Genomic DNA, 13,453 nt, shown 5'->3' on the forward strand with positions numbered 1-13,453 from the left:
ATTTGAGGTGGAATCATGACGTTTAAGATTTCTTGGAAAGTGACTGAAGCGGAATCCGGGATGATGTTGCGGGAGTTTTTGCGAGTCCATAAAAAAATTTCAAAGAGCGCCTTGACGGATATAAAGTTTTCTGGGGGAGTGCTTCAAGTGAATGGAGAGGATGTAACTGTACGCAAGGTTCTGGCTTGCGGAGATTTCGTCGAGGTCATGTTCCCGCCGGAAAAAGTGAGCGAACACATGGAGAGCGAGGAAATGCCGCTTGATATTTTATATGAGGATGACCATCTCTTAATTGTTAACAAACCTCCAGGTATTCCGACCATCCCATCACGTTACCAGAACTTCGGTTCACTTGCGCAAGGCGTTCTTTCTTATTATGAAAAAAACGGGATTCAAAGCACATTTCATGCCGTCAATCGCCTGGATCGAGATACATCCGGGATAGTCATCATTGCGAAACACCGATTCGCGCATGCTCTATTGTCCGAGCAACAAAAAAATAAAACATTGAAGCGAACCTACATTGCTGTTGTGCATGGACTTATTACTGAAAAAACGGGGGTTATTACGGGGAAAATTGGGCGCAATCCAAACAGCATCGTGGAACGAATGGTTCGTGAAGACGGTCAGGAAGCGATTACCCATTACTCGGTGATTGATGAAAGAGACGATAAAAGCACAGTCACCCTTCAAATGGAAACGGGCCGCACGCATCAAATAAGAGTACATATGGCTTATATCGGTCACCCGCTAATAGGGGACGATCTATATGGTGGAACGAAAGAAGAGATCGATAGGCAAGCCCTCCACAGCTATCAAGCGAGTTTCTTCCATCCTTTCCTTGAAAAAGAGATAGAAGTTACTGCCCCGCTCCCGTCAGATATGAGGAAATTAATGAGTGACGATGTTGCAATATAAATGTAACGTTCACAGTGGAAATAGTTTTAAGCAAGACGTAACGCCTTAAGGCGCTTACGTCTTTTTTATGCCACTAATAGTTGAAGTCAATCGTCATTCTTCAAAATCACGAAATTTCTCTGGCACATAAGGCATTGTGGAAGGGACGGAGACGATTGCCATTTCCGGATAACGGAGGGCAGTCAGCTTTCCGCCAAATACACACCCCGTATCTATATTCCACGTTTGATTTATTTTTCGCGCTTCTTTTACAGGAGTATGCCCGTAGACGACCAGGCGATTACCTTTATATTCTTTCGCCCAATCTCTGCGAACGGGCGACCCGTCAGGATGTCTTTCGCCGGTAATATCACCATACAATACGAATGTTTTCACTTTTTTATCATAGCGGCCGATATAGCGTTCAGGAATGCCAGCATGGGCAGTAATTAATTTGCCTTCATCGAGGACGAGATATAAAGGAGCTTCCTCATATAATGTACAAAAATGAGATCGGACTTTCATCCGCTCTTTTTCAGATAAACTTTCAAACTCGGCCACAGTCGTTTCAAGTCCATGAGTCACCTGAACGTTCCGGCCAAGGAAATAACGGTACAATTTGTTGCAATGGTTGCCCGGGGAGTAAAGGGCTTTCTTTTTTCTGACGAGTTCATATGCGGTTTCTGCCACTCGGATCGACTCGGGTCCGCGATCGGTCAAATCACCGAGAAAAACGATGATCCGATTTTCAGGGTGCATTGGCAAACCGTTATCCCACTTGTACCCGAGTTTCTCCGTCAACGTTTTAAATTCTGCAAAACAACCATGAATATCCCCGATAATATCATAGTTCATATCCATCACTCTCCAATATCTTTAGGATACATTAATTTCAATTGATACATACAACAAAAACACCCGCCGAATGCGGGTGTTTATTGATTGCTTCCAAACATATATTTTCTTGTTCTCGACCGAACGTTTAAAACGAGGCCGAGCGCGATCATACAGGCGAGAATTGCACTTCCCCCATAACTAATAAACGGCAATGGAATCCCGGTAATCGGCATGACTTGAATGTTCATCCCGATATTTTGAAATGCCTGAAAGGTAAACCAGCCAATAACTCCAGCACAGAGGTAACTTCCAAATGCCTCATTGCTTTCGAGCCCAACATTGATCATACGGTAAATCAATAAGAAAAATAATGAGATGACAATGCTTGTGCCAAGGAATCCCCACTCCTCACCAATAATCGAGAATATAAAGTCAGTCTGCGCTTCAGGAATATACACGGAACCATGTAAAAATCCTTTCCCGAATAATTCACCTGAACCGACGGCGAGAACAGCTTTTAACGTATTGTAGCCGGCATCAGGATGAGCCTCAGGATCGAGCCAGGCGTAAAACCGGTCTAGTTGATATAATTTCCCCCTGAGTATATAGTCAATGAAAAATTGCGGGAAGGTGAAATAAATCCAGACTAAAGTCGCAATGAATAAAATGCCAATTAATGTAATGATAAATATAAGTCTCCAGCGAACTCCTGAAACGAGCATAAGACTTCCTGCAATCGCAATAAATACAAGCCCTGTTCCAAGGTCAGGCTGCATCATAATCAGCAAAAACGGCACGCCTGTAACAAGGGCGATCTTGCCAATAAGGATCAAATCTTCACGGATCGTGCGAATAATATATTTTTCGTTATGTGAGGCAATGACATTGCTTAGTGATATAATAAGTGCCACTTTCATCACTTCCGACGGCTGGAACGCGAAACCGCCAATCCGGTACCATGCTCTTGCCCCATTAATGTCAGGAACAAGCGAAAGGGGGGCAATAATAATGCCGATTAACAGGATAATGCCCAGTCCGTACAAATACCAGGATAATCTTCGGTATTGGTCATAATCGAGAAACATGACCCCAACAATGGCAATGCCTCCAACAACATAATAAATAATTTGTTTTACAACGAAATTTTGGTCATATTGTGCCATCTGCTGCGCACTATAAATGGCGATGCAGCTGACGCAAAACATTAAAAATAAAATAAAAACTAAATTGTAATCGATTTGCTGCCACGGTGAGAATTTTTTTTCATTATCCATTAACACTTCAAACTCCCTATTTTAAGGATATAACATGTTCTATCTTACAAGAAATTGTTTTGTTTGAAAACAAATAAGGGAAGGTTTATTTTGACAGCCTTATTTTGTTTTTGTATAGTGGTTGGAAGCTACAAATAATAATAAAGGAAAGAAGGGAAGAATTAGAAAAAGGAGGAATTTTTCATATGGGTGGACACGCACAATTTTCATCACTGGTCATCGTCATTTTAACCGCGTTTTTCATTCCTATACTCTTAAATAAGCTGGGCTTGAAATTTTTGCCTGTTGTCGTTGCGGAGATTATCGCAGGCATCATCATAGGCAAAAGCGGCTTCGATATCGTCCATGCAGGGACATGGCTTAATATTTTATCATCACTCGGGTTTATCTTTTTAATGTTTTTAAGCGGAGTGGAGATTGATTTTACCGTTTTTGCGGGAAATTCGAATAAACGGCTGCTGCCAAACGGAAAGAAAGAGCCCAATCGTATCGCCATTTCATCGGTTATTTTCGGACTTATATTTATTCTATCTTTATTGCTCGCGCTTCTTTTTGTTTGGATGGGCTTTACGAAAAATGCCTTTTTTATGACGCTGATTATCTCGACCATTTCTCTTGGCGTCGTCGTTCCAACAATTAAAGAAGAAAACCTTTCAAAAACGAGCATCGGGCAAATCATTTTATTAATTGCCGTTATCGCTGATTTAGTGACGATGATTTTATTGACGGTCTTTGTCTCTACCCAGTCAGGAAACAGCGGCCAAATGTGGTTGTTGCTCATATTGTTTGGCGCCGGGATCGTTTTATATTTTGTCGGGAAGTATTTGCGCCATCAAACGTTTCTTGAAACAATGGCTAAAGGGACGGTTCAAATCGATACACGCGCTGTGTTTACGCTCATCATCGTCTTAGTCGGTTTATCAGAGAAAGTAGGGGCTGAAAATATTCTCGGCGCATTTTTAGCCGGGGTGCTCGTTTCATTGCTTTCACCGAACGCTCATATGGTGCATAAGCTTGACTCATTCGGTTACGGTTTTCTTATTCCGATCTTTTTCGTTATGGTCGGTGTCGATCTGGACCTTCTTTCGATATTTAAAGATCCAAAAGTATTGATGCTCATTCCGCTGCTTTTGATTGCACTTTTAATTTCAAAGTTCGGGCCGATCCTCCTTTTGAAAAAATGGTTTGATTGGAAGACGGTCATTGCTTCAGGCTTTTTGCTGACATCGACATTGTCGCTTGTCATTGCCGCAGCGAAAATCGGCCAGCGCATCCATGTCATCGATTCACGACTTGCATCGGCGTTCATTCTGACAGCGGTGATCAGCTGCATTATAACGCCTATTTTTTTCAAAAAATTGTTGCCGCGAAAAAACGTCGAGCAACGAAGGGAAAGGCTTGTTATCATTGGAGCCAATCAAATTACGCTTCCGATTTCACTTGAGCTCGATGAACGGAACTTTGAAAAAAGACTGTATCATACGAAGCAGGAAGAAAAAGATCCGAAACAGCTTGAGTCCTACAACATTTTAGAACTGGAAGATTATGAAGAAGAAACGTTAGAGAAACACCATATTTTTGACTCGGATATTTTCGTGGCGGCAACAGGAGATGATGAGGTGAATGAACGGCTCGCTCATCTGGCGAAAGAACACGGAGTGGAGCGGGTCATCGCCCGAATTGAAACAATGGAAAAACGAGAGCTGTTAAAAGAAAAAAACATTGAAGTCTATTCCCGTTATTTCAGCGGGCAAATATTGCTGAAATCATTAATTACAAATCCGTCTGTTGCCAATTTAATAACGGAGCAAGAAAATGCATTATATGAAGTAAAAGTGAAAAATGCTGAATACGACAAGACTTCATTACGTAATTTTCCTTATCTCGGAGATGCGATCATCGTCCGCATTTATCGTGAGAATGAGTCGATTATTCCACATGGAGATACGGAAATGCTCGTCGGGGATAAGCTTATTGTCACCGGAAGTAAAGAGCATATTGGCAAAATGAAAGAAGTATTGGCGTAAATCGCATCAAACCGAAAGCCGGGAAATAAGTTCACACTATCCCGGCTTACGGTTTTTTTGTTTCCATTTTTTTATGGCTCCGGCCAACAGGACAAGAATTGGCAAGAATACGCCAACCGCATGGAATAGCCAATCGAACTGGATGTATCCCACGTATTTTGCCAAACGATGTTTGTAAAAATGATGGGTGCGAGTACGATACCGATCAATCCAGACGGCAAAACGAGTGGGCGGTAATCTTGCAAATTAAGCAGTTGGGCAAGCCCGACAAGCGCGGCATAGAAATAAATTGCCATTTTAAAATAGATGGAAATCGTCCAGAGAACAGCGATGATCACTTCAATTCGTGTAATTACCTGCCCGACATTGATTTGTTTTGCTAACGTATAGGGCGGATACATCTTTCGAGCCGTTTGGTCTGCCCCCAGGACAAGAATGCACAAAGCAGTAATAATGAATAAAATAACTCCTCCGATGACATGCCCGATCAAAAATGAATGACGGGCTTTTTTACTATCGTTCACATGAGGAAGGATCATTAAAAAGACAACCGAATTAATAGCCGCAGTAATGACCGGAAAGACGGCGGTACGAAGGAGCGTTTTCGGTTTCGCTTCAAAAACAGGCTGGATATTTTCTAACTTTATTTCGGGCAGTGTAAAAACGATTAAAATAATTAACAGGAAGACAAAAAATATAATTAAAATTTCGGCAGAACGAGCAAGTGTTTCAATTCCAAGACGAGTGCCCATGACTAAAATCAATAACATGAGAACATTTATAGCAACCATCGGGGTGTTCGAAAAAATTTGCGCTGTCAGAAATGCCCCTGAGTAAAGCATTAAAATCGTTGCATAAAGAAATGGCAACGACAGAAAGAAGAGCGAAAGCAACGTCCCGATCCATTTGCCAAACAATGCGTGACAGATTTGCGACAAGCGTCATTTTTGGAAACCATTTATGGATTACATTATAAAGCCAGATAAAAAGTAAACTGATAGCGATGACGAGAAGCTGGGCAATCCATGCATCTTGTTTGGCTCCTGCTGCCATACCAGAAGGAAGAATTAATATGGAAGAGCCGATTGAAAATAAAATAACGAGTAAACGAAATTGCCGGACAGATAGTTTTTCATCTTTTAACATGAATGATCCTCTTTTGCAAAACATACAAAATTTGATTTTGAAAACAGTATTGCCTGAAGCTAGTTTTTATAGACGGGCTGTTTTGCCCATACTAAAGAATGTACATTTTTCAGGAAGGGGACAAAAAGCATGTTGCCAACAGTAATCTGCCCAAAATGCCATTATGAAACGGAATTGGACCACCATGTATTAACGGCACAGTCCAACCAGAACGTAATCTTCACCTGTCCAAAATGCGGATATGAAGTAAGAAATATTGAAACGAGCAAAGGATAATGTAACATCGCGGCAGGAAAGGTATTTTCTTTCCTATGAAATCTGTTATACTAGGATTGGGACTAGGTACTAATAACACATAATAGACGAAGTTCAAAAAGTCCGGGAAAAATAGCAGTCGAATCTCTTCGTTGGCTTGCTTTTGCGCTACTCACGTATTAGTTTCATACGATGTTGCACCTGCGTCTACAAGCTAAGCTTTGTAGGAGGCTTCCTCGGTGCAAGGCAACATCGAAGGTAAGTCGTGAGGTAGCCTTGTTCAAAGCTACGCCGTCTTGATCTTCTCGGCTCTATTTGTCCTCCTTTTTGAACATTCACTAGAAAAAATCTAAACCTACCAGTAGGGAGGAAAATCGATGTTAAATCTATCTTTAGAAGATCGTACATATGTAGTCATGGGTGTTGCGAATAAGCGCAGCATTGCCTGGGGAATCGCCCGATCGCTTGCAAGCGCGGGTGCACGGCTTGTATTTACTTATGCGGGAGAACGTCTTGAGAAAAACGTGAAAGACCTCGCAGAAACACTTGAACGTAAAGACCATCTCGTGTTGCCATGTGACATTACAAATGATGAAGAAATTAAAACAGCATTTGAAAAAATCCATGCAGAAGTCGGCCCGATCCACGGCATTGCGCATTGTATCGCCTTTGCTAATACGGATGAGCTAAAAGGGGAATATTTAAATACAACGCGTGATGGATTCCTGCTTGCCCATAACATTTCATCCTACTCGCTAACGGCTGTCGTAAAAGAAGCACGTCAATATATGACAGAAGGCGGAAGCATTGTGACAATGACGTATCTCGGGGGAGAGCGCGTCGTACAAAATTACAACGTCATGGGTGTAGCGAAAGCAGCGCTTGACGCCAGTGTCAAATATTTAGCGAACGATGTTGGCAAAGACGGCATTCGCGTCAATGCGATTTCAGCAGGCCCGATCCGCACGCTGGCTGCGAAAGGAATTGGCGATTTCAATAGCATTTTAAAAGAAATCGAAGAAAAATCGCCGCTTCGACGCACAACAACTCCGGAAGAAGTGGGAGATACGGCATTGTTCTTAATGAGCGACCTTTCCCGTGGCATTACTGGCGAAATTATCCACGTTGACAGCGGTTATAACATTTTAGGAAATTAATAATGAAGGGGAAAAAGCCTTCTTGTCCAGAAATAGGACAGGAAGGCTTTTTCGTTTACGTTTAATTAGCAGCAGAAACGACGGCGTTTGCAACCGCAGCGGCAATGCTTTTTCTTTTTGTGGCAGTGGCAGCTTGAGCTTGAGCTGGATTCGTCCTTATGTTGATGCATAGTTGACGACTCGTGTTGATGAGCATGGCCATCACTTTTTTTGTGATAAGGGCTGTAAACGCACGATTTTTTTACCGTGTGCCCGCTTTGCTTAGAGACATGGCCGCCATGTTTTTTCCCACAGCTATGGCCGGAAGTTTTTTTAGAACAGCCGCAAGTCTGATGTTCGTGCACGTTCTTTTTAAAACTTAATGAGTAACTGACGTGCACTTTTTTCTTTTTGCAACATTTTTTGCATTTAGACATTCTATCACCTCTTTTGCCTTCGGAATACTATATTTTATTAAGAGGCTTAAAGGATTGATTGGGTAAATGAGATAGCCAGGCCACAAAAAATTTCCTGAAAAACCTGTCAATCATTTGGAGCAAAAAAAGAATTTTTTTCGAACAATGTCGACAAATAGGACTTTTGGACTCGTTTTTTTACTATTTAAATAAAGGGATAATGAAGATTATGGAGAATCAATTAAAAAAAGTGAAAAAAGGGGGTGAGTAGGCTAATGATTAAAGACGTTTTACTCAATGTATTGATCATTCTCATTCCGCTTGTTTCGTTTCAACTGGCCGTCCCGCATACGTATAATGAGAAGAAGTGGTTTAATCCAACCGTTTTATTTGCAATTATAAATGGTTTTTCTCTTTTTTTATGCATCACATTTCCGGTCGAGATGAAAGAAGGGTACTTTTTTGATTTTCGGGCCATTCCGCTTGCGATGAGTTTTTTGTATGGCAGTTATCTGGTTGGGTTTACGACATTTGGCTTATATTTTATCTACCGGATCTTCATTATCGGCACTACCGGTATTTTCTTCGGAATTGTTGTGAGCCTGGCCATTATCTTATTCTGCTTACTTACATATAAAGCCTTTCATCATGGGAAATTACGAAAAAAGATATTTCTTGTGATTAAAATGTCTTTAATCATTTTTTTATTAAAATTAGCTCGTTGTGCATTCAATTGGCATAATTGGCAAATGAACGCACATGACTTATCGTTGATGGTTCTTTATCTCGCTGTGATGATTGCCGCTTTTGCACTCATTATTATCTTAGTCGAAAATTACCGAAATCAACAAAATAAGCAAATGGAACAAGCGGATAAGATTAATTCCGTTGGACAGCTTGCCGCTTCCATTACTCATGAAGTAAGAAATCCGATGACAGTGGCGCGCGGATTTATGCAAATTTTTCAATCGGAGGAATACATACCGGATGATAAAAAAATTTTCTTAAACATGATGATTCAAGAGATTGATCGTGCCCAGGCGATCATTACCGATTATTTGTCGATTGTAAAACAAGACGGGCTGAAAATTGAACAGCTCAATATAAAAGAATTAATCGATAGTCTGGGGAGTGTAATGAACCCGTTTGCGCTTCTCAAAGGGGTTGAACTCCATTACAATACGGATCAAGACTTATACATTATCGGCGACCAGGGGAAATTGAAGCAAGTTTTAATGAACATCATTAAAAATGCGATCGAGGCAACTCCACAGGGAGGGCAGGTCACATTATCGACAATTGAATATAAAAACGAAGTAAGCATACATATAAAAGATACCGGAATTGGCATGACGAAAGAGCAATTAAAAAAATTAGGCGATCCTTATTTTTCAACAAAGCCTTCGGGCACCGGGCTTGGCCTTACAGCAAGTTATCGAATTGTAGAGGAAATGAACGGCAAAATCAACGTTGAAAGCGAACCGGATATAGGAACGACTTTTAAGTTAACTTTCCCGAAAGCATAAGCAATTCTATTAAGCTTGAAAGTCTATTTTTTTTAAACTACTATACTTGTCTAAGCACGATTTCCACCCCTCGCGTATGATAGATTGAGAAAGAAAACTCTTTCTCAAATCTACAAATGGGGGGATTATTTATGTGTGGATGCAACCGTTGTCATCAACATCGCCGCCGGGTTACAAGTGGATGCAGAAAGCGGACTTCCGGACTTGAAAGGGTCACAAGTAAATGCAAAAAAAGGACTTCCGGATTTAAAAGAGTTACAAGTAAATGCAAAAAGCGGACTTCTGGATTTGAAAGAGTTACAAGTAAATGCAAAAAGCGGACGACTGGAAGAAACCGGCTTTCGGCCATTGTTCGAGTAGCCAGGAGAAGAAGAACAACTTCCTCGATTATTTGCAGATGCAAACGCGTAAGAAGTAGTCATAGAAGGTTCTGGGATTAAGAAATAACCGAAGTGGAGCATTCCGCTTCGGTTATTCTATAGTTGACTTTTTTACATGTGCACTTCTTCAGCCGCATATTGTGGTGGAGCTGAACGGAATGCTTTTGTAAGGTATAACAAATAGACAAAACCTGCAGCTGCCCAGACGAGCCCCATAATCATGGAACTCTTCTCAAGGTTAATCCATAACATGACAATGGCTGCTGCTCCAATGAGCGGCATGATGATATAGCTAAAGAAGCCTTTAACCGTTTTATGTTTTTTCTCACGAACAGCAAAATGATTAATCACCGATAAGTTTACAAATGTAAAGGCAATTAAGGCACCGAAGTTAATAATGGCTGTTGCTGTTACAAGGTCGAAGAAAATCGCCGTTAGTGAAATCAATCCGACTAAAAGAACGTTAAATGCAGGAGTATGCCAACGCGGGTGGACATACCCAAACCACTTTTTCGGGAATACATTATCACGTCCCATGACATACAACAGGCGGGAAACGCTTGCATGTGACGCAAGGCCTGACGCGAGCGTATTAATAAATGTAATTCCTAAAAAGATCGATTGAAATAATTTTCCACCTACATAAAGCGCAATTTCTGGCGAAGCGGCATCCGGGTTTTTAAATCTCGAAATATCAGGAAAATACAATTGGATAAAGAATGATGCGGTTATGAAAATAATTCCTCCCCAGAGAGCGGTAAGGAAAATGGCGCGAGGAATGTTTTTCTTCGCATTCTTTGTCTCTTCGGAAAGTGTGGTAACCGCATCAAATCCTAAATAGGACATGCATAAAACGGTTGCGCCGGCTACTAATGTAGAGATGTGCATATTCTCCGTAAAAAATGGCTTAATCGTAAATACCTTTCCCATACCTTCGCCATGATGAAGCCCTTTAGCAACCAGAACGACAAAAACGATCATGATGGCGATCTGAACCAACACAAAAAAAGTATTAAAGTTTGCCAGGATGTTAACGCTCTTTAGATTAAGAAAAGTTACAATGGCAACAAAGACGACAACCCAAATCCATGATGGAACTTCAGGAAATAAAGCATTAAGGTAAATTCTGGTCAATAAAGCATTAATCATAGGCAAAAAAAGATAATCCAATAGCGATGACCATCCGACAAGAAAGCCTAGATGCGGGCTAATTGCTTTTTGCGTATACGTATAGGCTGATCCTGCGGTAGGGTAGACCTTCACTAATTTCCCATAGCTTGCCGCTGTAAATAACATCGCGCATAAAGCGATTAAGTATGCGGTAGGAACATGTCCGCCAGTCATGCCGGAAACGATGCCAAATGTATCAAATACAACCATTGGGGTCATATAGGCCAGTCCCATCATGACCACTTGCCATAATTTCAGAGAACGCTTTAATTGTACACCATTTTTCACGTATCATTCCTCCTACTAAAATTGAGTTCCCTTTTTTAAAACACGCTGAAAAGTAAATAGGCATGTGCAGAAATTACAATTTGCCACCTCCGTTTTTTAAATGTTTATATTTCGCAGAATATTCATGCAATAATTGTGCCATTGCGGCAAATAAAAGTGAATTTACTTTTGCTTTGAAAATTTTAAAAATGATTTTTTGTCGTTTAATATTCAAAATTGCATATTCTATTCCATTTTTCATAAATATTGCGACAGGCGAATGGATTGTAAAACAAATGAGGGAGTATGATTAGTACGAAACAAGTTGAACAACTATTCAATTGCGATGGAATGATTGGCGATCTTAACAAGGAAATGTTGCCTTTGATGCCGGAAAAAACATATAATTTGATTGCACCTTTCAACATTGGATGCACAATACCGTTCTTTAAACCGCTTATTGGACGGCATTTTACGGGTCGGGCAGAAATTAACGATTCCAAAATTAATCCTTTTCGATGCCGCTGTGAATTTTTATCCAGCATTTTATTTGATAAGAGGTGTCATTTTGACGAAAAAAGTCATGTTCATTTTTATTGTTTTCTCCCTTTTGGGGCTTTCTGCATGCAATAACGATAATAAAGATCAAAAAAAGCCATCTGTCAGTTCTCATCAAACGAATCGTAACGTTGACAAAACAAGAAAAAGTCACTATGAAACGATGGCTCAAATTCGAGCGGAAATGATTAATAAATATCAAAAGCAAATCCCAAAACAGTGGGGCGAAAACGTAACAGGTGTGAAAACAAGACTAGCTACACAAGAAAAAGTGATTGCGCTTACGTTTGATGCATGCGGTGGCAAACGTGGCAGCGGGTACGATAAAAAACTGATTGATTTTCTTGAAAAACAAAAAGTGTCGGCTACTTTGTTTATCAATAGCAGGTGGATCGATAGCAATAAGGAAACTTTTTTGTCTCTTGCAAAAAATCCGTTGTTTGAAATTGAAAATCATGGCCTGCTCCATAGACCCCTTTCGGTAACCGGAAAATCAGTGTGGGGAATAAAAGGAACGGCCAATGCAAATGAAGTCGTCTCGGAAGTGTTGGAAAGTGCTGAGAAAATCAAAAAACTAACTGGCCGAAAACCAAAATTTTTTCGTTCCGGCACAGCTTATTATGATGATGTTGCCGTGAAAATCGTAAATGATCTCGGGGAACAGCCCGTTAACTTCAATGTTCTCGGGGATGCAGGTGCTACATATTCTGCAGCTCAAGTCAAAAGTGCCTTATTAAGTGCTAAGCCAGGATCAATCGTAATCTGTCACATGAATCAACCAATAGGAGAAACGGCTGAAGGAGTGATCCAGGCAATTTCTCTATTAAAACGAAATGGCTATCGGTTTGTTAAATTAGAGGATTATAATTTAAAATAGAGGCCTATCAGATAGCCTCTATTTCAATTTGCAAGATCTAAAACAATTAAGATGTAACTATCAATTTTTTTCTACTTGTTTCCCCTGGTCATGAGCCGCCTGGATATAACGTAGCTTAACCGAGGATGTCAACATCTTACTAATCCAAAGCGTTTGGACTCAAATGAATATAACTCCGATTGAGGCTGATACTAATTTGCAAAAATGTTTAGTTTATCTTTAGTCATTATCCTTTTGTATATTTTTAACCTTTTTAAGGGATAAATGGTAACGGTAATAAAGTGGAATAGACATAGATCAACCAATTTGCTCCGTTCCTGATCGTAAATATCGGCAATGAGTATATGTGATCATACAAAAATGAATAACGGAATGTCGATTTTAAAAAGTTAATGCCCCTTCTAGAAAAAAGATTGCATTTCAGTAATAGGACATTCTTATTTTAAGAACACCTCGTTAGATCCGTGAAATGAGGAAAAAACGATCACGAATTTTTACTTTATTTAAAATAATTTCGTTCTCGGACAATAAATGCTCTTATTTGGACAATAAGCCATCCAGTTTAGACAATAAAATCTTACTTTTGGACCATAAATGAAGAAAATACTAAATTTATTGTCCTACTGAGGCTATTTATTGTCCGATGGAATCGATTTATTGTCGGAAATCCACTGTTTATTGTCCAAA

The 13,453-nt window shown here is 40.2% G+C and carries 11 protein-coding genes and 1 pseudogene; 7 read left to right on the top strand and 5 right to left on the bottom strand.

Annotated elements, in window-relative coordinates; all coding sequences use genetic code 11:
• The first annotated feature begins 15 nt into the window (after positions 1 to 15).
• The gene (locus tag WD019_RS00535; protein WP_425710360.1) at positions 16 to 918 is read left to right on the top strand and encodes an RluA family pseudouridine synthase; all 903 of its coding nucleotides are present in this window, start codon (positions 16 to 18) and stop codon (positions 916 to 918) included.
• Positions 919 to 1,011: 93 nt separating this feature from the next.
• On the opposite strand, the gene prpE is transcribed toward WD019_RS00535, so the two are convergent.
• Positions 1,012 to 1,752: a bis(5'-nucleosyl)-tetraphosphatase PrpE gene (prpE, locus tag WD019_RS00540; protein ID WP_026676084.1), complete on the bottom strand. Its 741-nt coding sequence runs from the start codon at positions 1,750 to 1,752 to the stop codon at positions 1,012 to 1,014.
• A gap of 80 nt (positions 1,753 to 1,832) precedes the next feature.
• A complete protein-coding gene (locus tag WD019_RS00545) occupies positions 1,833 to 3,008 on the bottom strand; it encodes an FtsW/RodA/SpoVE family cell cycle protein (protein ID WP_026676083.1) in 1,176 nt (391 codons plus the stop codon).
• 185 nt (positions 3,009 to 3,193) lie between these two features.
• Between WD019_RS00545 and WD019_RS00550 the strand changes: the two genes are divergently transcribed.
• A complete protein-coding gene (locus WD019_RS00550) occupies positions 3,194 to 5,035 on the top strand; it encodes a monovalent cation:proton antiporter family protein (RefSeq protein WP_425710361.1) in 1,842 nt (613 codons plus the stop codon).
• Positions 5,036 to 5,106: 71 nt separating this feature from the next.
• On the opposite strand, the gene WD019_RS00555 is transcribed toward WD019_RS00550, so the two are convergent.
• A complete protein-coding gene (locus WD019_RS00555; RefSeq protein WP_425710362.1) occupies positions 5,107 to 5,973 on the bottom strand; it encodes a GerAB/ArcD/ProY family transporter in 867 nt (288 codons plus the stop codon).
• Positions 5,963 to 6,205: pseudogene (locus tag WD019_RS00560) on the bottom strand (GerAB/ArcD/ProY family transporter); the annotation flags it as partial. The pseudogene WD019_RS00560 and the gene WD019_RS00555, both read right to left, overlap by 11 nt.
• A 105-nt stretch (positions 6,206 to 6,310) precedes the next feature.
• On the opposite strand from WD019_RS00560, the gene WD019_RS00565 reads away from it, so the two are divergent.
• From WD019_RS00565 to WD019_RS00580, 4 genes are all read left to right on the top strand, one after another.
• On the top strand, positions 6,311 to 6,457 hold the full coding sequence (locus WD019_RS00565; protein WP_169729193.1) for a hypothetical protein: 147 nt from the start codon (positions 6,311 to 6,313) through the stop codon (positions 6,455 to 6,457).
• A gap of 356 nt (positions 6,458 to 6,813) precedes the next feature.
• Positions 6,814 to 7,593, top strand: coding sequence for an enoyl-ACP reductase FabI (gene fabI / locus WD019_RS00570; protein WP_026676080.1), 780 nt, complete (start codon positions 6,814 to 6,816; stop codon positions 7,591 to 7,593).
• A 670-nt stretch (positions 7,594 to 8,263) separates the two neighbouring features.
• Complete coding sequence (locus WD019_RS00575; RefSeq protein WP_425710363.1) at positions 8,264 to 9,514, top strand: ATP-binding protein; 1,251 nt, start codon at positions 8,264 to 8,266, stop codon at positions 9,512 to 9,514.
• A gap of 135 nt (positions 9,515 to 9,649) precedes the next feature.
• Entirely contained in the window at positions 9,650 to 9,874 is a 225-nt protein-coding gene (locus WD019_RS00580) for a hypothetical protein (RefSeq protein ID WP_425710364.1), read from the top strand.
• 131 nt (positions 9,875 to 10,005) lie between these two features.
• On the opposite strand, the gene WD019_RS00585 is transcribed toward WD019_RS00580, so the two are convergent.
• Positions 10,006 to 11,352 carry an APC family permease gene (locus WD019_RS00585; RefSeq protein WP_425710365.1) on the bottom strand — a complete coding sequence of 449 codons (1,347 nt, stop codon included), beginning with the start codon at positions 11,350 to 11,352 and terminating at the stop codon, positions 10,006 to 10,008.
• A gap of 547 nt (positions 11,353 to 11,899) precedes the next feature.
• Here WD019_RS00585 and WD019_RS00590 point away from each other — a divergent pair.
• A complete protein-coding gene (locus WD019_RS00590) occupies positions 11,900 to 12,766 on the top strand; it encodes a polysaccharide deacetylase family protein (protein ID WP_425710366.1) in 867 nt (288 codons plus the stop codon).
• The last annotated feature ends 687 nt before the right edge of the window (positions 12,767 to 13,453 follow it).

The organism is Fictibacillus sp. Mic-4, from assembly GCF_049843615.1.
Classification (GTDB): Bacteria; Bacillota; Bacilli; order Bacillales; family Fictibacillaceae; genus Fictibacillus_A; species Fictibacillus_A gelatini.

Coding starts and splice junctions, on each gene's coding strand:
- WD019_RS00565 (WP_169729193.1), top strand. CDS start 6,311: ATGTTGCCAACAGTAATCTGCCCAAAATGCCATTATGAAACGGAATTG.
- WD019_RS00575 (WP_425710363.1), top strand. CDS start 8,264: ATGATTAAAGACGTTTTACTCAATGTATTGATCATTCTCATTCCGCTT.
- WD019_RS00535 (WP_425710360.1), top strand. CDS start 16: ATGACGTTTAAGATTTCTTGGAAAGTGACTGAAGCGGAATCCGGGATG.
- fabI (WP_026676080.1), top strand. CDS start 6,814: ATGTTAAATCTATCTTTAGAAGATCGTACATATGTAGTCATGGGTGTT.
- WD019_RS00550 (WP_425710361.1), top strand. CDS start 3,194: ATGGGTGGACACGCACAATTTTCATCACTGGTCATCGTCATTTTAACC.
- prpE (WP_026676084.1), bottom strand. CDS start 1,752: ATGAACTATGATATTATCGGGGATATTCATGGTTGTTTTGCAGAATTT.
- WD019_RS00545 (WP_026676083.1), bottom strand. CDS start 3,008: ATGGATAATGAAAAAAAATTCTCACCGTGGCAGCAAATCGATTACAAT.